Genomic DNA, 22,743 nt, shown 5'->3' on the forward strand with positions numbered 1-22,743 from the left:
TGTTTGCTTGCCGCGGTTACGGGCGCAGTGTCAGCGGACGACGGCGGCCGTCAACGTCCGTGGTGGGCCAGCGTTCGTCCACGGTCAGGACGCGCACACCGGAATCCGTGAGCAGAACCGTGTACTCGATCTTTACGCCAGGACCGGACGGGTTCCAGGTGAAGGGCTGGTTGAGGACAATGGTGTCCGTGACCTCGGCCGTCACCCGGGGATCGCGGCCTGCGTAACCTGCAGGTCCGCCTTGGTGGTGGAGCGTCCACTGATCGTCCCCGAATCCGTGCCTCGCGTAGGCCGACTTGATCGCCGTGAAGACCTCGTTCAGCTTGGCGCCCGGGACCGTGGCCCGGAAGATGTCGGCCTCAACCGCAGCGATGCGGGCCTCGGCGTCGAGCTCCTGGGGAGAGCCGGCGTCGAAAGCCACCCAACGGGTCACATTGGCTACCAGACCGTTCCGGCGCGCGCACACAACCGCCATGGCGCGCCGGCCGATGGGGGAGTGGGTGGCCAAAGGATGCCGGAAGTCGCTGCGGTCAGCACCATTGCAGAGCAGGACGAGCGGTTCGGCACCCACAGCAACAATCCTGGCGGCCAGGTCCGATACCAACTGGAACTCGGTGGTCTCCGGCGTCACAGCCGTGAGAACATCCGTCATGGCGGCGGCTGCGTCGACTGACAGGGCGGCATAGCGGGCTGCTTCCGCGGGCAGGAGTTGCTGGCGGGCGGCCCGCAGTTCCGAGCTGACTGCGGCTTCCACCAGCGGGTCACCGTCGATCGCCAGACCAGCCGCCGCAGCATGCAGCTGGCCGTGCCACGGCACGGTGTCCAGGCTGACGCCTTCCGGCAGTTCCTCGGCGGCAATCCGCCCGGCCTCGTTGTTGAACGTGACCAGGTGGTCCCCCGTGCGGTCCACCAGGAGGGCAGCGATGGGGTCGCCGGCCAGGCTGATGTGGACACGGCTGCCATCCAGGTACCACGTGAGCGCCGTGTTGGACGTGAGGAGAAGCGAATCGCGTCCAGCCTCGTCGAGGATGTCCAGGACCCGGCGGCGCTTCACTGCACGGTCGGCGGCGTTGCCCGGTGCCGTGAGTGCAGTGATGGCGGTGAGTGCCGTGCGTGCGGTGACTGCACTGTTTGCCGCCAGGGCGGGAGTGGATTGAGTGGGTGTGGTCATGCCTGGTCCCCCAAAGTAGTGATGAGCTGTTCAATGTCTTGTGTTGCCAGGAAGCCATCCGTGACGAGCACAGTGACCGACCTGTGGACAGGGCGTCCCGGTTCGGCGGGCACCGGGGCATCCCAGGCCAACGACAATCCGACGCCGGGATAGCCGGCATGCCGCACGAACCAAGGGTCCGGGGCCTGCGGTGAAGCAAGAAAGACGAGTGTTGCCGGGTGGCCCAGCCCACCGTCGCCGGTGACGTGCGCTGCGCCGGAAGTACCGGCGTCGAACGTTCCCGACCACGCCAGCCAGGGCGCCACGCTGCCGTGCACGGCGTCCTCGCCACGCGCGTCCGGAGTCCAGATGGTGGCATCTGCTACTTTTGGCAGCCGCCAGAAGAAGCCGCCGTAACCACCCTGAGGCCGTCCGTTGGAGCCGGGGCTGCCCAACAGCACGGTGCGCCCGGTGGCGGACTCCAACGTGAAGTCCAGCATCAGCTTCCACGCTGAATTTCCGACGCCGGCCCAGCGCCACTCGCGTTGTTCGCGGAGCACAGGTGATCCGTCAGGACCGATCCAGCTCAGCTGTTCGCGCCTGCGCCCGGACGAGTGCTCTGCGGATTCGATGGCAATATGGCCGTGGTCTTGACGCCAAACGTAGGCCCCGGCGTCGCGGGTGTAAGTCCGGCCACCCCAAAAGTTGATGCCGTCCACGTCCTGGAGGGCGACGCCTGCTCCGAGGTGCCACACGTGGTCCTCCGGGACGTGGTCAGTGACCACCGTGCCGGCCAGGGTTCGTATGGGGTGGAGGTAGGGGCGTGGGGACGACGTTGCCCGGACGCCGGACCCATCCTGGAGGGTAGCGACGGTGGTGCCGTTGACCTTGAGGGTTGGCCCGCTGGACGCAGTCCATGGGGCTCCCAGTTCCGCGAACGTCGCTTGGCCCAGGGCTGCCCGTTGGATCAGGGTTTGGATGCCGTGGACCACGGGGTGGGCGTCGTCGCCGACTCCCTCCCACGTGATGAAATCCGGGTGGATGGGCTGTGGCGCGTCCGCTGTCCGGATGGCTTCAAGGACGGCCACGTAGGCGCCGGCGCCGCTGAGCGGGCTGAGGAGATCCTCCTCGCCGCGCGCTGCCAAGAGGTTCTCCAGGAGGTCTTTCCGCCCAAATGCCTGGGTACGGACACCCTCCGGAGTGGTGATCTCCACACGGTCCTCCGTGTAGGAGAGGGTGAGCTGGCCAAGCGTGCCGTAGATAGTGACTGCCGGTGCGGACTGGACGGGTGCGCAGAGCGTCAGGGCGCAGGTCAGGACTGTGCCGTCCGTGGTCCGCACCCGTACCACGGAGGTGTCGTCACTCTCGGTATCGTTGGCCCGGTAAAGGTCGGTGTCCACGGATTCGACGTCCGCCACGGTCCTTGCACCGGCCAGCCGAAGCCCGGTAGCAACCGCGTGCGCCAGCGCGTTGGTTGCCACCCCGTCCACCACATCGGTGCCGTTCAGGTTCCGTTTTCCGGCCCACCGGGACCGCTTGAAATACCCTTTGGTGCGAAGCCACAGACCTGTGGCACTGATGCCCCGGACCTCGCCGATCCCGCCGGACGCCACCAGTGCTTCGATGGCGGGGAGAGCATCGGAACCAAGGCTCTGAAACCCAATTTGCACCAGGCGGCCAGCGCTTTCTGCGGCCGCCATGACCTCCTCATACTGCGCCATCGATGCCACCGGTGGCTTTTCCAGATACACGTTGGCGCCGGCTTTGAGGGCTGCGAGGGCAAGGGGAGCATGGGTTTGGATGGGTGTGGAGACGATAACGACGTCTGGTGCGGTCCCGGCATCCAGCAGATCATCGAGGGAAGCAAACACCTGGACCTGGGGCCCAAGTGTGCCCTCGGCAGGAGGCCGCGGATCGGCGACGGCCACCAGCTCCAGGGCACCCTCGGCCGAGAGCCGATCCAGGTTCTCCAGATGCCGTTCGCCGAAGCCGTGCACGCCCACCAGCGCGATGCGGGGGAGGCGTACGGGGTGTTCCACTGCCGTGGAGGTGAGGGGTTGAGTCATGAGTCTGTCCTAGCTGGCTCAGGTGTAGGCGAACTGGGGTGCCGGGGTTGCAGGGCTGCGGTCAGGAAGGTGGCAGCCTGTTCCTGCATGGCCGGGGTGAAAACGTGTGGTTGCTGCCAGAAGCTGCCGGTATAGCGCTCGCGTGGCAGCTGCCTCGACAGATAGGCGTGGGCATCGCGCATTCCCTGTTCCGGGAAAAGCTGATCGTCAAGGGCGTACTGGACCAGTACTTGCGCGCTGGACCGGACGGCCAGATCCGGCCAATCCCCCAGCCGTGCCAGGCCAGGGGAGTGCAGCAACCAGGAGTGCGCGTCCACATACGCGGGCAGCAACGATGCGAAGGTAGTCATCATGCAGGTCACCACGTAGCCCCGGATCATGGGACTCAGGGCAGCGAGCACCATGGCCCTGCCGCCACCGCCGGAGAATCCGAGGCAACCGATCCGCTCCGGGTCCAGCCCTGGCAGCGATCCGAGGACGTGCAGCGCGGCGAGATCGTCGTGTGCAACAGTCCCCGCAACGGTGGTTCCCAGCAACGCTGCTGCTTTCGCCACAGTATCCTCGTGGGCGCCGGCCGCTGCGTCGTACAGTTCCGCCGGGGAAGGTTCGACGCCGGCCTCCCGCCAGATTGCCCGCTGGCCATTGACGGATGTGGCCGTCCGCAAGGGCAGGGGATCGAGCTGGAAGCGGCGGCTGCCCCACATGAAGGTGTCATGCGCCAGGACGGCGAATCCCTGTTGGGCCAACCAGGTAGCCAGTGCCCGGCCGCCGTAGAGCTTGGCGCGCATTTCAAGCGGCACAGTGCCCAAGCCGTCCGTGAGGCTCAATCCATCCGGACGGGAGCCGTCGTCGTGGTTATCCACCCCGGGCGGCGCCGCGACGAGCCGCTCCGCGCCGTAAGCCTTGATGCCACCGTGGCAGTGCAATGCAAGCAGCCCGGGGAGAGGTCCCGTGGCGCCGGCCGGCCGCACGAACCATGCGGACGTCCTTGGGCCGAATCCCACCTGCCATGAAAGGCGGGAGGTGATGACGTCGTCGTGCCTTGATTCTGAATGGACCGTGTATCCAAGGTCTGTTGTTACGGAGGGAACCCCCAGTGTGTCGGCCAGCTGCTGGGCGCCCGGGGAATCAGCGACGTGGCGGTGTGCCGCGTAGCCGGGCCAGTCTTCATAGCCGCCCAGCGCACTGGGGCGGGCGGGGCTTTCTGCCACGTCAGCCGCGGTCATGGCAGGTGGGGTGGGTGGGAAACAATAGTGTCCTGCCTTATCGATGCGGGAGGGTGTGCGTTAGCTCACGCCGGGCTTCTTCAGCGTGGGGAAATCGATGTGGGCGGCTTCGCAAGAAAACGCTTTCTCAAAAATTAGCAAAAGGCTGTACATGGGTCAAGAAAACGTTTACTTTGGTACGGAGCCGCTGAAAGCCGGGACCCGAATCCCGGCCTTTCACGGGGAAGCGCCAGAAGAACGGCGGCGCCCCGGACGGCAAGCACCAACCAGACTCGAACTCCGTGGATGGCCACGATGACCAAAGGAGACCACATGGCCGCTGTTACACACACGGGGACGCCGCAAGGCGTTCGCGCTCCGGCGAGGGGGAAGCAATGAGCGCAATTGGCGAACTCTCTACGATGACCCGCCGCAAGGGCCCCATGACCAAGGAAGAGAAGAAGGCCAACGGCCGCGACAACAAGGCCGCCTACGTCTTCCTTCTTCCCTGGCTGCTGGGCCTGGCCGTCATCACCGTGGGCCCCATGCTGATGTCCTTGTACCTGTCCTTCACGGACTACAACCTCCTGCAGCCGCCGGAGTGGGTTGGCCTGGACAACTTTGTCCGGATGTTCGGCGATGCCCGCCTCCACAACTCGCTCCGCGTCACCTTCACCTACGTTCTGGTGGGTGTTCCGCTCCAGTTGGCCGTGGCCCTGGTGATTGCGCTGGTCCTGGACAAGGGGCTGCGCGGCCTTCCGTTCTACCGCTCCATCTTCTACTTGCCCTCCCTGCTGGGTGGCTCCGTTGCTGTTGCCATCCTGTGGAAGCAGATCTTCGGCACCACAGGCCTGGTGAACCAGGTCCTGGCGATGGTGGGCATCGAGGGACCGGGATGGATTTCTGACCCCAACACTGCCCTGGGCTCCATCATCCTGCTGCACGTCTGGACTTTCGGCAGCCCCATGATCATCTTCCTGGCAGGCCTGCGCCAAATCCCGGTGATGTACTACGAGGCGGCCAAGGTGGATGGTGCAACCACCCTTCAGCAGTTCTGGCGGATCACGCTGCCGATGCTGAGCCCCATCATCTTCTTCAACCTGGTGCTGCAGATCATTGGCTCGTTCCAGTCGTTCACCCAGGCGTTCATCGTCTCCGGCGGCAATGGCGGCCCGTCCGACTCCACCATGTTCTTCACCCTGTACCTGTACCAAAAGGGCTTCGGCCAGTTCGACATGGGCTACGCCTCGGCGATGGCCTGGTTCCTGCTGGTCATCATCGGTGTCTTCACTGCCATCAACTTCATCGCTTCAAAGTATTGGGTGTTCTACGATGACTAAACTCCAGACCCTCCCCGCCGCTACCTCGTCCGACGCCAAGTCCGGCAAGAGCCCGCGCCGCCGTGAGTCCCGGGGAAACCTGGCCTTCAGCCGCAGCGCCCGCATCAAAGGCCTGATCAAGCACGCCATCCTGATCCTTGTTGGTGGCGTGATGATCTACCCGCTGCTGTGGATGGTGGTTTCCTCACTCCGCCCCAACGACCTCATCTTCCGCGAACCCGGCCTCTGGCTGGAGAACCTGGAAATGAGCAACTACACCGATGGCTGGTCAGCGCTGACGCACCCGTTCGGCCATTACATGATCAACTCAGCGATTGTGGTCCTGGGCTCCATTGTCGGCAACCTGGTTTCCTGCTCCATGGCCGCGTACGCCTTCGCCCGCCTGCAGTTCAGCGGCAAGAAGCTGTTCTTCGGCATCATGCTGTTGACCATCATGCTCCCCTTCCATGTGGTGATCGTGCCGCAGTACATCCTGTTCTCGCAGATCGGCTGGGTGAACACCTTCTGGCCGCTCATCGTGCCCAAGCTCCTGGCCACGGATGCGTTCTTCGTGTTCCTCATGGTCCAATTCATCCGCGGTATCCCCAAGGACCTCGACGAAGCAGCCCGCATCGACGGCGCCGGCCACCCCAGGATCTTCCTCCGCGTCATCCTGCCCCTGATGGTCCCGGCCTTGGCCACCACCACCATCTTCACGTTCATCTGGACATGGAACGACTTCTTCGGTGCACTTATCTACCTGACGGATCCGGACATGTTCACGGTGCCGGTAGCCCTGCGGGCCTTTGTTGACTCGCAGTCCGCCACGAGCTGGGGATCGCTCTTCGCCATGTCCATCGTGTCCTTGCTCCCCGTCTTCCTGGTGTTCCTGTTCGGCCAGCGATTCCTCATCAAGGGCATCGCCACCACGGGCATCAAGTAAGCCGGCCGTTCCGCCAGAAGGGGGCGGCGCCTGCCGCCCCCTTTTCGGTGAGCGCCGCCGTCGGGCATGTCCAAGAAGTAGTACAAGTTGGCATCTTGTCATACAAGAATGTGACTTGTACCATAATGATCAGTAAGAAAACGCTTTCTCATATCGCATCAAGATCAATGAAGATCGGAGACATCAGTGCCGGTAAATCCAAAGGGTGAAGCAGTCGCCCCCGCACCAACAACGGCAGGCGCCCCGGGCTCCAAGGCCAAGCGCTCCACGCGCAAGCTCCGGGCGTCAGCCCTCATCGCCGCTACAGCTGCCGCAGTCCTCGCACTCACCGCCTGCGGTGGCGGCGGAGGATCCGACGCAAAGAGCGCCGATGGCAAGGTGGAGCTTCGCTTCGCCTGGTGGGGTGGCGACAAGCGGGCCCAGGTAACCCAAGCGGCCATCGCGGCGTTCGAAGCCGAGAACCCCAACATCAAGATCAAGCCCGAGTATGGCGACTGGAGCGGCTACTGGGACAAGCTGGCCACCCAGGTTGCCGCCAACGATGCCCCGGACATCATCCAGATGGACGAAAAGTACATCACCGAGTACTCCACGCGCGGCGCTCTCCTGGACCTCTCCAAGTACGACGTTGATACCTCCAAATTGGATGAGGCAGCCCTCGACGCAGGCAAGGGCGAGAAGGGCCTGACGGGCATCGCGGCAGGCATCAACGCCGCCACTATCCTGGCCAACCCGGCCGTCTTCCAGGCAGCTGGCGTGGCCCTGCCCGACGACAAGACCTGGACCTGGGAAGACTTTGAGCGCATCTCCGCCGAGGTCACTGCCAAGTCGCCTAAGGGTACGTACGGCGCCGCCGCCTACGGAACCGATGAAGCATCCCTCGGAGTGTGGCTGCGCCAGAATGGCAAGTCCCTCTACACCGAGGACGGCAAGCTGGGCTTCGAGCCATCGGACATCGCCGAGTGGTGGAGCTTCCTGAAGGAACTGAGCGAGAAGAAGGCAGTCCCGTCCGCATCCGAGGTTGTTGAAGCCGAGGCAGCACCGCTGGACCAGAGTGGCTTGGCTACGGGCAAGAACGGCCTGGCCTTCTGGTGGTCCAACCAGCTCCCTGCCCTGGAAAAGGCTGCCGGCGGCGAACTTCAGATCCTCCGCTTCCCCTCCAAGACGGGCAAGGCTGCTGACGCGAAGCTTTGGTACAAGGCCTCCCAGTTCTGGTCTGCTTCTTCGCGCACCAAGCACCCTGAAGAGACTGCCAAGTTCATCAACTTCCTCACCAACAACGTCAAGGCCGGCGAGGCACTCCTGGCAGACCGCGGCGTCTACCCGAACTCCGAGGTCCGTGAAGCCATCGCTCCCAAGCTCGCCAAGGCTGACGTGAAGGTGGTGGACTTCATTGACCAGATCAAGAGCGAGCTTGGCGACGCCCCGGCAGCCCCGCCGAAGGGCGCCGGTGCCATCCAGGAAATCGTGAAGCGCTACACCTCCGAGGTCCTGTTCAACAGGCTCTCCACGGAGGAAGCGGGCAAGAAGGCCGTAGACGAAATGAAGTCCGCGATCAGTTAGTTTTTCAGTAACGGGAACCGCGCCCCGGGTTGGTCCTTCAGGATCACCCGGGGCGCGGTTTTTTTGCGTGTGCTCTCCGTGGCTTGGGTCAGCCTTCGGCGATGACGGCCACGGCTCCGGCGGGTACCACCCCGGTGAAACGTGCACCGCTCAGAAGCTCGGCGCCGTCGGCCTTCACCGTGGCGTCCTCCCGGCTGTGGTTGATGGCGAACAGGAAGGTGCGTCCGTCCTCCGCGCGCCGCCGCGTGAGTTCGACGCCGTCACTCGCCTCAGTCACGGCCATCAGCTGCGCTTCTTCCACCAGCCGCGCGGTCAGGGCCTCGATGCCGGCCGCATCCGGAAGGGTGGCCAGGTACCAGGCCGAACCCGCGCCGACGCTGCGCCGGGTCAGTGCCGGGACGCCGTCCAGGGGGTAATCGGTAAAGCGTGCCAGGACTTCGGTGGATTCTGCCGCGGAAACGTGTTCGCTCCACACCGATCCCACGGTTCCATCGCTCAACGTTACCGAGGTGCCGGGGAACAGCGGGTGGAATTCCTCGCTGCGAACACCCAGCAAATCGCGGAAGGCTCCGGGATATCCGCCCAAGCGAACGTGGTCCTGCTCGTCAACAATGCCGCTGAAGTAGCTGATCAGAACCGTTGCGCCACCTTGGGCGGCCGATGCGATTGACGCGGCGGCCGCGTCTGTGACGGCGTAAAGGGTGCAGACCAGGATGAGGTCATAACCGGACAAATCCGAGGACGGGTGGACGAAGTCCGCGGTGATCCCGCGCTTGTACAGTGAACGGTGGAAGGCCCGCATGGTGTCGAGGTATTTCAGCGAATTATGCGGGTGCGAATCCAGTTCCGAGGCCCACCAGGCCTCGTAGTCGAACACGATCGCAACGCGGGATTCCACCTTCGATCCCTTGACGGTTTCCAGCGCGGACAAGGCCTCGCCGAGGTCCACCACATTGCGCCACACCTGGGTGTCGCGGCCGCCGTGGGGAACCATGGCCGAGTGGAACTTCTCCGAGCCGGCCTTGCTTTGCCGCCACTGGAAGAACATCACAGCATCGGCGCCGCGGGCCACGTGCGTCAGTGAGTTGCGGAGCATTTCGCCGGGCATCTTGGGCTGGTTGTGCGGCTGCCAGTTGACCGCCGACGTCGAATGTTCCATGAGGATCCAGGGTTCTCCGCCCGCCACGCCACGGGTGAGGTCGGCGCTGAAGGCGAGCTCGATCCCGCGTTCAGGGTCCGCCGCCACCAGGTAATGGTCGTTGGCGATGACGTCCATGTCCTTGGACCAGTCAAAGTAGTCCAGGGTCTTGGTGGCGCTAGAGACCATGAAGTTGGTGGTCGCCGGGATGCCAGGGGTGACTTCGCGGATCACGGCCAGCAGCTCGCGGTAGTAGTCGATGAAGGCCCAGGAGTTGAACCGGGCGAAGTCCAGTTGTTGCCCGGGGTTGAGGGTGGTGGGCGCCGCCCCTGGCGGGATGATCTCGTCAAACGATGCGTAGTGCTGGGACCAGAACGCCGTTCCCCAGGACTCATTGAGTGCCTCGATGGAGCCGTATCGGCGTTCAAGCCATGCGCGGAACGCGGCGGCGTCTTCTTCTCCGTGGAACTCGCCAACGTGGCAGCCGAGTTCGTTGTCCACGTGCCAAAGAGCCAGGGCCGGGTGGTCCTTGTACCGTTCGGCGATGACGCGCGTCATGGTGGTGGCGTAACGGCGGTAGACAGAGGACGACGGCGTGTAGTGGCGTCGTGAGCCCCGCTCAAGTCTGGTTCCTTCCGCTGTGACGGGCAGGATTTCCGGGTATTTGCGGGCCAGCCAGGCAGGGGGAGAGGCCGTGGCGGTCGCCAGCGCCACCTTGATCCCGGCCTCGTGCAGGTTGTCCATGACATCGTCCAGCCAGCCGAAATCGTAGTTTCCCTCAGTGGGTTCCAGGAGGCCCCAGGAGAAGATGCCGACGCTCAGGAAGTTGACCCCGGCTTCCTTCATGAGTTCGATGTCCTCGAGCCGGATGTCTTCGGGCCATTGTTCAGGGTTGTAGTCGCCGCCGTAAGCGAGGCCGTCGATGCTGTTCCAGACAGATCGACTGCGTGGGATTTCGGTGGAGGTCAAGGGGACTCCTTCGTCAGGTTGGCCGGACTGGTGCGGATGGTACTGAAGGCATGAGTGCAGCGTATCGATGAAAAACCATCGGGAAGCAGTTCTTTGGAAAACGCTTGCCCAGATTCCGGTTTAGGGATATTGTATCGATTCAGAACGAGTGTAAGCGAGATCACTGCCACGTTGTAGAGAACTCACCAAGCTTGCACCAACTGAGCAAGGAGGCTCTCATGATCGATAGAAGGAAATTCCTCACCACGGTGGCTCTCGGCACTGCATCGGCCGCGTTCCTCTCCGCTTGTGGCCAATCCTCGTCGCCGGCCCAGACCGGTTCCGCGGACAATCCCGTCACCATTACCTACACCTGGTGGGGCAACGACGACCGCGCCGAGCGCACCCGTAAAGCCATTGCCCTGTTTGAGTCCAAGAACCCGGACATCAAGGTCAACGGCAACTTCTCCGACTTCGCTGGGTACTGGCAGAAGCGCGCTACCGAAGCTGCAGGCGGCGGCCTGCCGGATGTCATGCAGTGGGACCTGTCCTACCTCCGCGATTACGGCCAGCGGAACCAGCTCCTGGATCTTGGCACCGTGAAGGTCAACACTGACGCCTTCGAGAAATCCCTCCTTCCCTCGGGCCAGATCCGCGGCAAGACCTACGGCATCCCCACCAGCACCAACGCGTTCGCTGTCTATTACGACCCCGCCAAGCTCGCGGCCCTGGGCATCGCCGAGCCGGACGGCAGCTGGAACTACAAAGAGTTCAACGCTTTCCTGACCGAGGTTGGCCAGAAGGGTAACGGCACCCTGTTCGGCGGCACCGACTACACCGGTATTTGGTGGAACTTCAACATTTGGCTGCGCCAGAACAACATCCAGGCCTTCACCGATGAAGGCAAGCTTGGCTTCTCCAAGGATGACCTGAAGAAGTGGTGGAACCTCACCGCGGACCTGCGCGGCACCGGCGCGATTGTGGGCGAAGACAAGGCCACCCAGTTGCTGCCCAAGTCCCCGTTCGGCTCCAACGTCACGGCCACGGAAGTCACCTGGGACAACTTCATGGCAGGCTACCTTGCGGACTCCGGCGCCAAGGAACTCAAGCTCGTCCCGGTTCCCTCGGACGATCCTGACAACCTGGGCCTGTTCCTCAAGCCCTCCATGCTCATGGTGGCCAGCGCCAAGACCAAGTACAAGGATGCTGCTGCCCGCTTCATCGACTTCATGGTCAACGATCCCGAGGTGGGTCAGATCTTCAAGACCTCCCGCGGTGTCCCGGCGTCGAAGACCCAGCGCGATGGCACCACGTTCGAAGGCACGGACAAGCTCGTGGTCGATTATGAGAAGTCCATTGAGAAGTACCTCAAGGACGCCCCGGAGCCGCCCATCGTTGGGTTCGGCACGCTGGAGTCCACGTTCAAGCGCGTCACCCAGGACCTGAACTACGGAAAGCTGACCGTGGACGGCGCGATTGACGTGTGGTTCAAGGAAGCCGAAGACCTCATCAAGCAGAACGCCTAAGCAGACCCTCGTGTCTGATCTAGGCCTCACAACTGACGGACTGATCTTGTGACTCAAAGCCCAACCTTGAGCAGGCGTTCCACGTCGTCCGCTCCCTCGCAGCCGCGTAAGTCGCGGCGGCGGGGGGCGGATGCCCGCGCCGGCTACACGTTCCTGTTGCCCTGGCTGCTGGGATTCATCGCCCTGACCGTGGGACCGATGATTTCCTCGCTGTACCTCTCCTTCACCAACTACAACCTCTTCGACGCCCCCAAATGGATCGGCCTGGACAACTACACCTCCCTGTTCCAGGACGAACGGTTCCTGCAGTCGGTAGGGGTGACCATGCAGTACGTGGTCTTCGGTACCCCGTTGAAGCTCGCCGCGGCGTTGGCGATCGCGATGCTGCTCAACAGCAAGCGCAAAGGCCAGGGCTTCTACCGGTCCGCGTTTTACGCCCCCTCGTTGATTGGCGCCTCCGTGTCCATCGCGATCGTCTGGAAGGCCATGTTCGGCGATTCCGGCCCGGTGGACCAGGGCTTGTCCTTCTTTGGGATCAACCTCGGTGGTTGGGTGGGCAACCCCAACATGACCATGGGCATGATGATCCTGTTGACCGTGTGGCAGTTCGGCGCCCCCATGGTGATCTTCCTGGCCGGCCTCAAGCAGATCCCGGCAGACCTCTACGAAGCTGCCTCGATGGACGGTGCCGGCCCGGTGCGGAAGTTCATGAACATCACCTGGCCCATGCTCTCCCCGGTGATCTTCTTCAACCTGCTGATGGAAACCATCCACGCCTTCCAGATCTTCGCCTCGGCCTACATCATCTCCAACGGTGAAGGCGGCCCGGCAGGATCCACCCTCTTCTACACCCTCTACCTGTACTTGCGCGGTTTCTCCGATTTCCGGATGGGTTACGCCTCGGCAATGGCCTGGCTCCTGGTGATCGTGGTCGGCATCATCACGCTGATCTTCTTCAAGACCTCCAAGTCCTGGGTCCACTACAGCGGTGATTCAAAGTGACAACCATGGCAACCCCCACCCAGAACCAACCAACAACGCCTACAACGCCGGCACCGGTGTACAACCCGAAATCCGAATCCGTTATGGCCAGGCGGATCAAGAGCACCATCTTCCACATCATTGCCCTGGCGCTGGTGGCAATGGTCCTCTACCCGGCCCTATGGATGATCACGTCGTCCTTCAAGCCCAACTCCGAGATCGGCGGCGCCAACACCTCGCTGTGGTCCAACAACTTCAGCTTCGACAACTTCGCCACCGCCATGGAAGGCATCGGCGGGGTCTCCACCCTGACGTTCTTCACCAACTCCTTGATCCTGGCCGTCGGTGCCGTGGTGGGCACCGTCCTCTCAGCCAGTATCTCGGCCTATGCCTTCGCCCGGATCAACTTCCCGGGCCGTGGACTGTTCTTCGGCATGATGATCGCCACCTTGCTCCTGCCCTTCCACGTGGTGATCATCCCGCAGTACATCGTGTTCCAGCAGCTGGGCCTCGTGGACACCTACGTGCCGTTGCTGATCGGCAAGTTCCTGGCCGCTGACGCGTTCTTCGTGTTCCTGATGGTCCAGTTCATGCGAGGCCTTCCGGCCGAACTGGACGAAGCCGCCCGCATCGACGGCGCAGGACACATTCGCATCTTCGGATCCATCATGCTGCCCCTCATGAAGCCGGCCCTGATCTCCACGTCGATCTTCTCCTTCATTTGGAGCTGGAACGACTTCCTGGGCCCGCTTCTTTACCTCAACACCCCGGAAAAATACCCGCTGCCGCTGGCGCTGCGGCTTTTCGTGGACCAGACCCAGTCCTCGGACTACGGAGCCATGATCGCCATGTCCGTCCTGGCACTCCTGCCCGTACTGGTGTTCTTCCTGGTCTTCCAGCGCTACATCGTCGAAGGTGTTTCGACGCAGGGCCTCAAGGGCTAGGGAACAGCGGAAATGAGCACTATGGACGCCACAGGCAAGTCGTCGGGGAAACCCGGAATTCCGGTCAACCGCTTCGCCCTCTTCGCCGAGACCATCCTGGCGGGAGTCATCGTGCTCCTCCTTTCCCTTCCCTTGGTGACGGCGCCGGCTGCCTACGCGGCCGGCGTCGCGCACCTGGAACGGCACCTCAGTGGCAGGGATGATTCACTACGGAGCTTGTGGGGGAATTTCCGTCGTGCGCTGCCCGGCAGCTGGAAGATTGGAATCACGACGGCGGCGGCCGCCGTCGTGATTGTCCTTAACCTGCTGCTCGCTCTGGTGGGGCAACTGCCCGGCCGCGCAGCGATCCTGCCCGCCACGCTGGTTCTCGCCGCGGCAGGCGCGGTGCTGTTCCTGCGGATCGCCGCCAACTGGAGCGGAAACGTTACCTGGAGCGGCGACGCCGGCCAGCAACCCGGCGTCGTTTCCGGCCCGCAACAATGGGCTGCCGCATATGCCAGCGCCAAGGCTGACTCGCTGCGCGACTGGAGCGGTTCGCTCCTGTTGCTGGCGGCTGTGTTTATGGCAGTTGTTTTCGTTTGGATGTTGCAGGCCTTGTTCGTGATCGTGCCCGGCACCCTGGTGCTGGCCGCTGCGGCCATCAAAATCCGCTCCCACCGCTGAGAGTTTTTGTACAGCTCATGCCCTTCTGGAGCCTCCTTCAGGGCATTGGTGTACAAAAAACTCCATAAAAATCCAACCAAACCCCGCTGAATCGAGCAGACCACCCCGTGTCGCCGCGCCCGTTCCCACTGCGCCCACAATCCACAACGCCCCGTGCACGCACCACCGAGTCCTGGCATTATCCGCTGCGGCACCACAATTACCGGATCTTCGTCGCCCTTTCCCTGGTTGGGAGCGGCGGGGTGTGGATGCAGAGATTGGCGCAGGACTGGCTTGTCCTCCAGCTGACGGGCAGCCCGGCCGCTGTAGGCCTTGCTGTAGCACTCCAGTTCCTGCCCATGTTGGTGGTGGGCCCCATCAGTGGCGTGCTGGTGGATCTTTTCCCGAAGCGCCGCATCCTTCTGGTGTGCCAATCGGTGGCTGTGCTGCTGGCGGCCGGGCTGGCCGTCTGGAATGCGATGGGCGGCACTGACGTGTGGGTGGTCTATGCCTCGTGCATTGCTTTGGGCATCACCAGCGCCATTGATGGGCCCGCACGCCAAGTGTTCGTCAACGAGGTGGTGGGCGATGCCGGTCTGCCGGCAGCTATTGGCTTGAACAGCGCAATCGGCCAGTTGGGGGCCATGGCGGGCCCCGCCCTGGGCGGCGTTGTCATAGCCCACGCCGGACCTGCAGCAGCCTTCGCTGCCAACGCTGGCTTAGGCGTGGCGGTCCTGGTGATGATCGCTGCCATGAGGCCGGGGGAGCTGCATCATTCCCCGGCGGCGCCTGAACCGGGAGCCAAAAGGGGCCAGATCCTGGCCGGATTCCGCTTTGTCCGTGCCCGGCCGCCTCTGCTGTTGGTCATGCTTCTTGCGGGCTTGTTGGGTGCTTTTGGCATGAATGGCCCCGTGGTCTTGGCGGCCTTCGCGGACGGGGTGTGGCATAGCGGGCCGGCCGGTTTCGGCCTGTTCAATACGGTCAGCGCGGTGGGAGCTTTGGCCGGGGCGTTGGTGGCCACCCGCATCAAGCGTTTTGGCCGGAAAGGGATCGTGGCCAGCGCAGGGCTCTTCGGCCTGACGCAGCTGCTCGCGGCGCTGATGCCAACGCAGGAGTGGTTTGTGGTGATGCTGATTGTGGTGGGATTCATGACCTTGGTGTTCCTCACCAGTGCAGCAACAGCGGTACAGCTCGAGGCCGGGGCAAGTGTCCGTGGGCGGGTCCTGGCCCTGTACTTCCCGTTGCTGCTGGGAGGGCACGCTGTGGGCGGCCTGCTGGCGGGGTGGCTCACGGAGGACTTCGGGGTGCGCGCTGGCTTGGTGGTCACAGGTGCCCTGGGAATGTTGTCTGCAGTAGTGATTGGATTGGTGCTCTGGAGGTTTTCGCTCCATCGAGTCCACAAAGCGTCATGAGCGCTTTTGTTAAAAGTGATAGCTCAAACAAACAAAAACTCCCTTGACGAGTGACGTAGCGCACACTTACGCTGAGAAAGCGTTTTCTCCCCGGTAGCGCACGACTCAGATAAGGACGTTTGATGTCTCCTCGAGCACGCAGAAAATTAGCGGCGAAAGTCGCAGCAGCCGCGGCCGCCGTCGCCATCACCATGACCGGTTGTGGCGGCGGATCCCAGCAAGCCGCCTCCGATGGAACCGTCACCCTTCGCTTCAGTTGGTGGGGTTCGGATGTACGCCACAAAATGACGCAAAAGCTTATTGATGCGTTCGAAGCAAAAAACCCGAACATCAAGATTAAGGGCGAGTACGGCGACTGGTCCGGCTATTGGGACAAGCTGGCCACCCAGGTTGCCTCCCAGGACGCCCCTGACATCATCCAAATGGACGCTGCCTACTTGGGAGAATATGCCGGGCGCGGTGCGCTGCTGGAGCTCAAGGACGTGGATCTGGGCAAATTTGACCAAGCGGTTGCCGACGCCGGCAAGGTGGAAGGCAAGCAATACGCCGTCACCGCTGGCGTGAACGCGCAGGTAGTGCTGGCCAACCCCGCTTTGGTGGCGGCCAGTGGCGTCACTCTTCCGGACGACAAGACCTGGACCTGGGACGACTACAACAAGACCGCCGCCTCCATTACGGACAAGAGCAAGAGTGGTGTGTACGGCTCAGGTGCCGTCAGCGGCGATGCGCCCATGAACCTCTGGTTCCGCCAGCATCGCAAGGTACTCTTCACGTCCGATGGCAAACTCGGCTTCGATGAGGGCGATTTGAAGGGTTGGTACGAATACCAGGCCGAGCTGCGCGATTCGAAGGCCGTGCCGCCCGCCTCCGTGATGACTGAAGACGTCACCGCCTCAGTGGATCAGCAGGGGCTCGCCACCAACCGGTTCGCCTTGGCCTGGTACTGGTCCAATCAGTTGGGCGCCCTCACCAAGGCCTCGGGCCAGGCCTTGGAAATTCACCGGCCGCCCAGCACAGATGGCACCGCGGCCGGCGCGGAGCAGTTCTACAAGTCCTCCCAATTCTGGTCTGCCAGTTCCCGGACCAAGCACCCGGCTGAAGTCCAGAAGTTCATCGACTTCCTCTCCAACAGTGTTGAAGCAGGGGAGATTGCACTGGCCGACCGCGGCATTCCCGGCAACTCCGAAGTCCGGGCCGCAGTCCTGCCCAAGCTGACGCCCGAAGACGCGGCCACGGCCAAGTTCATCGATGAGATCTCCTCGGAACTGGGCGATGCTGTTCCTGTTCCGCCGGCAGGCTCAAGCTCGGTAGTGGAAGCTTTTGGTCGCTATGCCATGGAAGTCCATTTCAACCGGATGTCACCGGCTGACGCGGCCAAGAAAGCCATGGACGAAGCCAAGAGCACCCTGGGCTGACTCCCACCGACATGACAGTTGACGCCACTTCCCACGGGGAACAGTGGCGTCAGCTGTCATCTCGCGGGAGAATCACTTGGGCTGTGACCCCTGCCGGCACCGTGTACTCCAGTTCCATGCCCGCCGGGGTGTTGCGCCAGGAAACCCAAACAGTTCCGCGCTGCGTTGGCACGCTGCCCTCGGCATGTTCCAGCCGGCACACCGGCGGTTGAATCACGACGGCGGACGCACCCACTGCGGTGACGCGGACGCCGAGGAGGTACTCAAGGATCTCCCGGATGACCGATGCCGACCACGCGTGCGACTGGCTGTAGTCCGTGCCCTCATCGAGCTCCCAGGCTTCCCACGTGAAGGAAGCCCCGGCGTCGAGCTGGCGGGCCCACCCGGGTTGGGTGGAATCCGTGAGCAAGGTGAGGACGTCATCTACCCGCCCCTGCGACAGCAGTGCCCGGAACAGCCGATGCACTGTCATGGGACCCTGGCGCATGCCCATCCCGGCGATCCGCTCTGCATCCTTCGCCGCGTGTTCAACGGGCGTGATACCCATGGACAGGGGGAACGAAGTGGCATGCTGGGACGCATTGAGGCTCGGGCGGCCGTCGGTGTAGAGGCCATCCACCATGACTCCGTCCACCCGCAGCCGGGCGTTGATCTGTGCGGCAAGCGATGCCGCGGCCTCACCGAACCTGGCCGCGTCCCGCCCAAGGCCGGTGGCCGCGCACAACCGGCCGACGGCGTCGAGCACTGACCATGACTGGGCGTTCACTGTGGTCCGCGCCGCGCAGTCCATGTCATACCCGAACCGGCCCGGAGCAGGCCAGTCCACAATGCCGTGAAGATAGGGGCCTCCACCGCCGCCCAGTTCCGTGACCAGACCGGCCGTGGGGCCATCCACGGGGATGTGGCGCAGGACGTACTCGGCCGTGTCCATGAGCTGGGGGAGGATCCCGGCCACCAGGGCGTCGTCACCACTGAGCCGGTGGTACTCCTCCACCCACTCGGGCATCATGAGCGAGAAATCAGGGATGTCGCGCTTTCCATCGCCGTTGGGATAGACCGCGTTGTAGCGCCCACGCTCTTGTGGTGAATCCCAGTAGCGGCGCGCCGATCCTGCGAACTCGCGCAGCGCCTTGGCCGTGAAGTGACGCTCACCGAACAACGCCATGGTGGCGTAGGAGATGTTCACGGCATCGCCCAGGAACTGGCCCTTCTCGCGGGTAGGGGTGTCCACGAACTGTTCCTGGACTCCCAGCAAGGCCGAGTCCCGCAGGAGGGTGAACACCCGGTTCAGCGTGTGGTCCGAGCTGCGAAAACTGCCCTCCTCCGGGTGATCGGCGTGGATCACGGTGGCGCCGACCTCCCCGAGGTCCGCCAAGTCCATGCCCGGGAATTCCAGGTAGCGGAAGCCAAGGTGCACGGCTGCCTCGTAGCGTTGCGGGCCGTTTGCCTGGGTGTAGGGGAACGACATATCCGTGTTCTGGCTGGGTGTCTTTCCAGTATCCACGCGGCCGTCGGCACGGAGGTTGTAGCCCGCCCGGAGCATCACGGTCCGCCCACGCTCACCACGGAGGAACTCCACCACGGGACGCCCGGGGAGCACTGCGCCGAAGTCTGCTACCGGTGTTCCGTCATCCGCAGTGAAGAGATCGACGGCGGCCGCGTAGTGACGTGCGACGCCCGCATCGTTGGGCCGCAGGACAGGGAAGTCGGGGACCGGGTGGGCTCCGAGGGAGAGTGCCGGATGCCACTGCTGTGGTTCCGGCCAGGCCATCGCGTCGAAATGTTCGATCGGATCGCCCTCATCATTCCGGTATCCGCCCTGCCGGTACGGTCCTTCGGCCACCAGCCACCCGGGTCCGGATCCGAACACTTCCCGGGTGCCGTCGTCGTACTCCACTGTCAGCTGGGCCAGCAGGCCCGGGCGGCCGGCGGCGCGGCCTTGACCGGGACCGTACCAATGCGCGACGGCGGTCAAGGTGGCGGTTTCGCTCGACCGCAGGGCGTCCGTGACGTCGGCGGCGTTGTAGAAATGCTCTCCCGGGTAGCCGAAGTTGGTGGTCTCCAGGCACGCACTGCCGTTGATGGAGAAGCTCGCGTGGTGGCCCGCCGCGGCGTAGAGCCGGGCCCGTGCCACGGTGCCTGTGAGCTTGATGGTTGCTTTAGCCAGGGTCCACTCGTCGGGTTGGCGCAGGGGAGTGGTGGTGGTCCAGCCCGTCAGGGCGCCGGGCTGGGTGAAGTCACTGTCCAGGAGGGTTGTCCCGTCACTCTGGACCCGAACGGACGAGTACTCTGCCTGGCTGCGTGGCCCTTGATGAAACGCGATGCCCCTGGCGGTGTGGCCGGGGACCAGTGCGTCCAGGGCGATGTCGTGGTCGATGCTCACCGTGATGCGTTGGCCGTCGTCGGCGATGACCAGGTCCTGCCAACCGTCGTCGGGAAGTGCTCCGGCGCGGGACGCCGCGGTTGCTTCAAAGGCCGGAGTCCCGGCGAGGGGTTCCGTGAACGGAGCCGACATGGTGCCGATCTCCCACTCCGGAGCGGGACGCAGGAGGGCAGACCGGTTCGGCTTGATCTCCAGGAGCAGGCCACTTCCGGGGCCGTCACAGCGAAGGAGAATCCCGGCGGTACCAAGCCGCAGGCGGAACCGGGCGCTGATGACGGTGCTGCCGCTGGATGAAACCGGCCACGGAAGGTACGGCGAACCGCTCACCCGCAGGCATCCCTCCACCACTGCTATCGGCGCGCGCCCACCCTGTTGCCGGTGAATCCACTCCGCACTCCACCCGCCCGGATCCGGCAGGCCCGTGCTGAAGGGGGCCGGTGCGCTGGGTTCGCCGGTGTTTCCGGCGGCGTCAGTCAGCTGCACTGTCCACTGATAATCGCTGTCAGGGGATAGCTCCGGGCCTGTGTAGGGAAGGTGGTGTTGCTGGTCCGTGACAACGTGGCCCGAATCCCACAGGACCTTGCCAGCCCGGTCCAGCACGCTCAGGCGGTAGGCGCTTTGGAACGCGTGCTCCGCGCTCGCGCCCGGACCTGACTCCAGCAACCAGCCGAAAGACGGCCTGGCCGGTGCCGTCAGGCACTGCTGCAGGCCCTGGACGGTGAGGTTCCTGGCGGTGGGGGGCGTCGCCGCCGCAGTGCTCATCGCCCGGCCACCAGCTCTTCGATCTCCTTCGGATCCAGCGTTCCGTCACTGATCCACACCGTGTTGCTGCGGGTGAGGGACGTCTCCGCGGCCAACTCCACCGCGGCATCCCAGGCCAACGCGGATCCCACTGCCGGGTAGCCGCTGCACCGCACGAACCACGGATCTTCGGACTCGGACGGTGAGCCGAACACCAAGGTGGCGGTACCGCCGTCGAACTCTCCCGTCCAGGCCAGCCACGGCGAAACGGAACCGTGCACGGCAGGCTCACCCTCGGCTGTAGAGGAGAAGACGCGGGGCGAGCCGTTGACAGGCAACCGCCAGAAGAATCCGCCGTAGCCGCTGCCGGCGGCACCATGGGAACCAGGGCTCCCCAGCGTGACATCCACGACGGCGGTGAGCCGGGTCTGGATGTCCAGGCGCCACGTGCGCGCACTGCTGACGGTGCGTGTAAAGGTGCGGCGTTCCTGCAGGACCAGGCTGCCGTCGGCGCCGAACCACTCCAGGTCAAGCGTGGTGCGGCCCTCTTCCCGGGTGATGCCTGCAACCTCGATTCGTCCGTGGTCCTTCAGGTCCAGGTACTTTCCGGCAGTCCTGCGGTAGCTGCGGCCGCCCCAGAAGTTGCTGCCGTTGACGTCCTGAAGCGCGAACCCGGCGCCGAGATGCCAGACGTGGTCCGAGGCCAGATGGTCTGTCACCACTACTCCGGCCGGGGTGGATACGGGGTGCAGATAGGGCCGCGGCGACAGGTTGGTTTCCAGCTTGCTCCCGCTCCGCAGGGTTGTTGCGGGATAGTCCAGACCTGGCTCGGGGGAGAAGAGTGCTTCGGTACCGGTAGTGTTCGGCAGCGCCCAGGGGAGTCCCAGCTCGGAGAACGTGGCGTGGGCGCGGGTGGCACGTTCCAGGATGTCCTCGATGTGGGGAATCACAGCGTGGGCTTGATCGCCCGTTCCCACCCATTCCACACATTCCGTCGGAATCAGGGCCGGCGCTTCAGCAGTGCGGACTGCCTCGAGGACGCGCATGAAAGCGCCGCTGTGATCCAGTGGGCTCAGCAGGGGCGTGCCCCCGGAAAGGTGTTGGAGGAGGTTCTCGGTGAGGTCGTCACGGCCGAAAGTGTGCGTGGTTTCCCCGTCCTCGGTGGCAACGGTGACCCGGTCTTCGGTGTAGTGGAACACCGCCGTCCCTTCCGTGCCATGAAGGGTGACATACGGTTCCACAGGCTCAGTGGCGCAGAGCGTGAGGGCACAGGTGATGGGCAGGCCGTTGATGGTGCGCAGGCGGATCACGGAGGTGTCATCCGCCTCAATATCGTTGGCACGGTAGAGGTCCGTCTCTACCGAGGCAAGATCCTCAGCGTGGCGGGCGCCGGCGATGCGAAGTGCGGTGGCGATCGCATGGGCCAGCGGGTTGGTTGCCACACCGTCCACCACATCCACTCCGTCCAGGCTGCGCTTGCCGGCCCAGCGCGAGCGTTTGTAGTAGGCGCGGTCGCGGACCCAGCGGCCTGTGGCAGAGATGCCCTTGAGCGTGCCGATGGTGGGAAGCTCATCTGCGGCTTCTCCGTTAGCCAATTTCGCCAAAGCGGCGAGGGCATGGGAGCCGAGGCTTTGGAAGCCGACCTGGACGCTGCGTCCCGCGGCGCCCGCAGCTTCCTGGAGGCGGAGGAAGTCCTTCATGGACGCCACCGGGGGCTTCTCCAGGTAGAGATGGGCTTCGGCAGCAAGCACGGACAGCGCCAACGGGGCGTGGGTCTGAATGGGGGTGGCCACGATGATGACGTCCGCGTGGTGGTTGCCGGCCAGAAGTTGGTCGAGGTTGGCGTGAACTGCCGTGGTGTCCGGTAGGGCTCCGGCGGCCGGAGGATTGGGATCGGCGACGGCGACGAGATCCACCGTGCCCTCTGCACCGAGTCGTTCAAGGTTGCGGAGATGGTGCGCTCCGAAGCCGTGGACTCCCACCAGGGCGATCCTGGCCGGCGCCGTCCTGTCTGGCGTCGGGTCGCTCTGCGCGGGCGCAGCGCCTGGGGGTGTCGGATTGGTGATGGACCATGTTGAGCGGGTGTCCATGGGCTCTCCTCTGCTGGCGCTGCAACGAAGGCGGGTGACGCCGTCGTCGAGGTGTTCTCTGTCAGTGTTCCGGCGGGTTCAGGCTATACCCAGCAAGCGCTTTCCCATTCCCGGCTCTGCCCAGTGTAGCGCGGTCATCCGGCAAATGTAACGATTCAAGATCTGTCTTGACTCGACGAGTATCCAGCGTCTAAGTTTTCGGGAAAGCGTTTACTTTGTGATGTGGCCCACCCGGGCCAACTCCAAGTGACTGGCGATACCGGCTGTTCTGAGAGAT

The 22,743-nt window shown here is 63.9% G+C and carries 15 protein-coding genes; 9 read left to right on the forward strand and 6 right to left on the reverse strand.

Annotated elements, in window-relative coordinates:
* Positions 1-16: 16 nt before the first annotated feature.
* From BMY91_RS00350 to BMY91_RS00360, 3 genes are read right to left on the reverse strand one after another with little or no spacing between them, the layout of a single operon-like run.
* Positions 17-1,171 (reverse strand): M24 family metallopeptidase, encoded by a 1,155-nt coding sequence (locus BMY91_RS00350; protein ID WP_256212495.1) that lies wholly within the window; start codon positions 1,169-1,171, stop codon positions 17-19.
* The gene (locus BMY91_RS00355; protein ID WP_090816759.1) at positions 1,168-3,216 is read right to left on the reverse strand and encodes a DUF6807 family protein; all 2,049 of its coding nucleotides are present in this window, start codon (positions 3,214-3,216) and stop codon (positions 1,168-1,170) included. The genes BMY91_RS00350 and BMY91_RS00355 overlap by 4 nt, the downstream gene beginning before the upstream one ends.
* The gene (locus BMY91_RS00360; protein WP_177179815.1) at positions 3,213-4,442 is read right to left on the reverse strand and encodes a dienelactone hydrolase family protein; all 1,230 of its coding nucleotides are present in this window, start codon (positions 4,440-4,442) and stop codon (positions 3,213-3,215) included. Before BMY91_RS00360 ends, BMY91_RS00355 begins: the two co-directional genes overlap by 4 nt.
* A gap of 374 nt (positions 4,443-4,816) precedes the next feature.
* Here BMY91_RS00360 and BMY91_RS00365 point away from each other — a divergent pair, with 374 nt between their 5' ends.
* The 3 genes from BMY91_RS00365 (at position 4,817) to BMY91_RS00375 (ending at position 8,246) form a co-directional block, all read left to right on the forward strand.
* The gene (locus BMY91_RS00365) at positions 4,817-5,761 is read left to right on the forward strand and encodes a carbohydrate ABC transporter permease (RefSeq protein ID WP_090816762.1); all 945 of its coding nucleotides are present in this window, start codon (positions 4,817-4,819) and stop codon (positions 5,759-5,761) included.
* Complete coding sequence (locus BMY91_RS00370; protein WP_090816765.1) at positions 5,754-6,683, forward strand: carbohydrate ABC transporter permease; 930 nt, start codon at positions 5,754-5,756, stop codon at positions 6,681-6,683. Before BMY91_RS00365 ends, BMY91_RS00370 begins: the two co-directional genes overlap by 8 nt.
* 186 nt (positions 6,684-6,869) lie before the next feature.
* Positions 6,870-8,246, forward strand: a complete 1,377-nt coding sequence (locus BMY91_RS00375) for an ABC transporter substrate-binding protein (protein WP_090816769.1) — start codon at positions 6,870-6,872, stop codon at positions 8,244-8,246.
* An 88-nt stretch (positions 8,247-8,334) separates the two neighbouring features.
* On the opposite strand, the gene BMY91_RS00380 is transcribed toward BMY91_RS00375, so the two are convergent.
* A complete protein-coding gene (locus BMY91_RS00380; protein WP_090816771.1) occupies positions 8,335-10,353 on the reverse strand; it encodes a beta-galactosidase in 2,019 nt (672 codons plus the stop codon).
* A 218-nt stretch (positions 10,354-10,571) separates the two neighbouring features.
* Here BMY91_RS00380 and BMY91_RS00385 point away from each other — a divergent pair, with 218 nt between their 5' ends.
* From BMY91_RS00385 to BMY91_RS00410, 6 genes are all read left to right on the forward strand, one after another.
* Positions 10,572-11,858 carry an ABC transporter substrate-binding protein gene (locus BMY91_RS00385; protein ID WP_090816774.1) on the forward strand — a complete coding sequence of 429 codons (1,287 nt, stop codon included), beginning with the start codon at positions 10,572-10,574 and terminating at the stop codon, positions 11,856-11,858.
* 48 nt (positions 11,859-11,906) lie between these two features.
* Positions 11,907-12,860, forward strand: coding sequence for a carbohydrate ABC transporter permease (locus BMY91_RS00390; protein WP_090816777.1), 954 nt, complete (start codon positions 11,907-11,909; stop codon positions 12,858-12,860).
* Positions 12,857-13,783, forward strand: a complete 927-nt coding sequence (locus BMY91_RS00395; protein WP_371260994.1) for a carbohydrate ABC transporter permease — start codon at positions 12,857-12,859, stop codon at positions 13,781-13,783. The genes BMY91_RS00390 and BMY91_RS00395 overlap by 4 nt, the downstream gene beginning before the upstream one ends.
* 12 nt (positions 13,784-13,795) lie before the next feature.
* Positions 13,796-14,446: a Poxvirus protein I5 gene (locus BMY91_RS00400; RefSeq protein WP_371260996.1), complete on the forward strand. Its 651-nt coding sequence runs from the start codon at positions 13,796-13,798 to the stop codon at positions 14,444-14,446.
* Positions 14,447-14,553: 107 nt separating this feature from the next.
* The gene (locus BMY91_RS00405) at positions 14,554-15,837 is read left to right on the forward strand and encodes an MFS transporter (RefSeq protein WP_090816783.1); all 1,284 of its coding nucleotides are present in this window, start codon (positions 14,554-14,556) and stop codon (positions 15,835-15,837) included.
* 122 nt (positions 15,838-15,959) lie between these two features.
* Positions 15,960-17,252 (forward strand): ABC transporter substrate-binding protein, encoded by a 1,293-nt coding sequence (locus BMY91_RS00410; RefSeq protein WP_090816786.1) that lies wholly within the window; start codon positions 15,960-15,962, stop codon positions 17,250-17,252.
* Positions 17,253-17,301: 49 nt separating this feature from the next.
* Here BMY91_RS00410 and BMY91_RS00415 read toward each other — a convergent pair whose 3' ends face one another.
* Both BMY91_RS00415 and BMY91_RS00420 read right to left on the reverse strand, forming a co-directional pair.
* Positions 17,302-20,397, reverse strand: coding sequence for a family 78 glycoside hydrolase catalytic domain (locus tag BMY91_RS00415; protein WP_090816789.1), 3,096 nt, complete (start codon positions 20,395-20,397; stop codon positions 17,302-17,304).
* Positions 20,394-22,466, reverse strand: coding sequence for a DUF6807 family protein (locus BMY91_RS00420; RefSeq protein ID WP_090816793.1), 2,073 nt, complete (start codon positions 22,464-22,466; stop codon positions 20,394-20,396). Before BMY91_RS00420 ends, BMY91_RS00415 begins: the two co-directional genes overlap by 4 nt.
* Positions 22,467-22,743 lie beyond the last annotated feature (277 nt).

Source organism: Arthrobacter sp. yr096 (genome assembly GCF_900108925.1).
Lineage (GTDB): Bacteria > Actinomycetota > Actinomycetes > Actinomycetales > Micrococcaceae > Arthrobacter.

Excerpts from the sequence above, each read along its gene's own strand:
- BMY91_RS00415 (WP_090816789.1), bottom strand. The coding sequence starts at position 20,397 with ATGAGCACTGCGGCGGCGACGCCCCCCACCGCCAGGAACCTCACCGTC.
- BMY91_RS00365 (WP_090816762.1), top strand. The coding sequence starts at position 4,817 with ATGAGCGCAATTGGCGAACTCTCTACGATGACCCGCCGCAAGGGCCCC.
- BMY91_RS00400 (WP_371260996.1), top strand. The coding sequence starts at position 13,796 with ATGAGCACTATGGACGCCACAGGCAAGTCGTCGGGGAAACCCGGAATT.
- BMY91_RS00350 (WP_256212495.1), bottom strand. The coding sequence starts at position 1,171 with ATGACCACACCCACTCAATCCACTCCCGCCCTGGCGGCAAACAGTGCA.
- BMY91_RS00370 (WP_090816765.1), top strand. The coding sequence starts at position 5,754 with ATGACTAAACTCCAGACCCTCCCCGCCGCTACCTCGTCCGACGCCAAG.
- BMY91_RS00420 (WP_090816793.1), bottom strand. The coding sequence starts at position 22,466 with ATGGACACCCGCTCAACATGGTCCATCACCAATCCGACACCCCCAGGC.
- BMY91_RS00355 (WP_090816759.1), bottom strand. The coding sequence starts at position 3,216 with ATGACTCAACCCCTCACCTCCACGGCAGTGGAACACCCCGTACGCCTC.
- BMY91_RS00410 (WP_090816786.1), top strand. The coding sequence starts at position 15,960 with ATGTCTCCTCGAGCACGCAGAAAATTAGCGGCGAAAGTCGCAGCAGCC.
- BMY91_RS00360 (WP_177179815.1), bottom strand. The coding sequence starts at position 4,442 with ATGACCGCGGCTGACGTGGCAGAAAGCCCCGCCCGCCCCAGTGCGCTG.
- BMY91_RS00385 (WP_090816774.1), top strand. The coding sequence starts at position 10,572 with ATGATCGATAGAAGGAAATTCCTCACCACGGTGGCTCTCGGCACTGCA.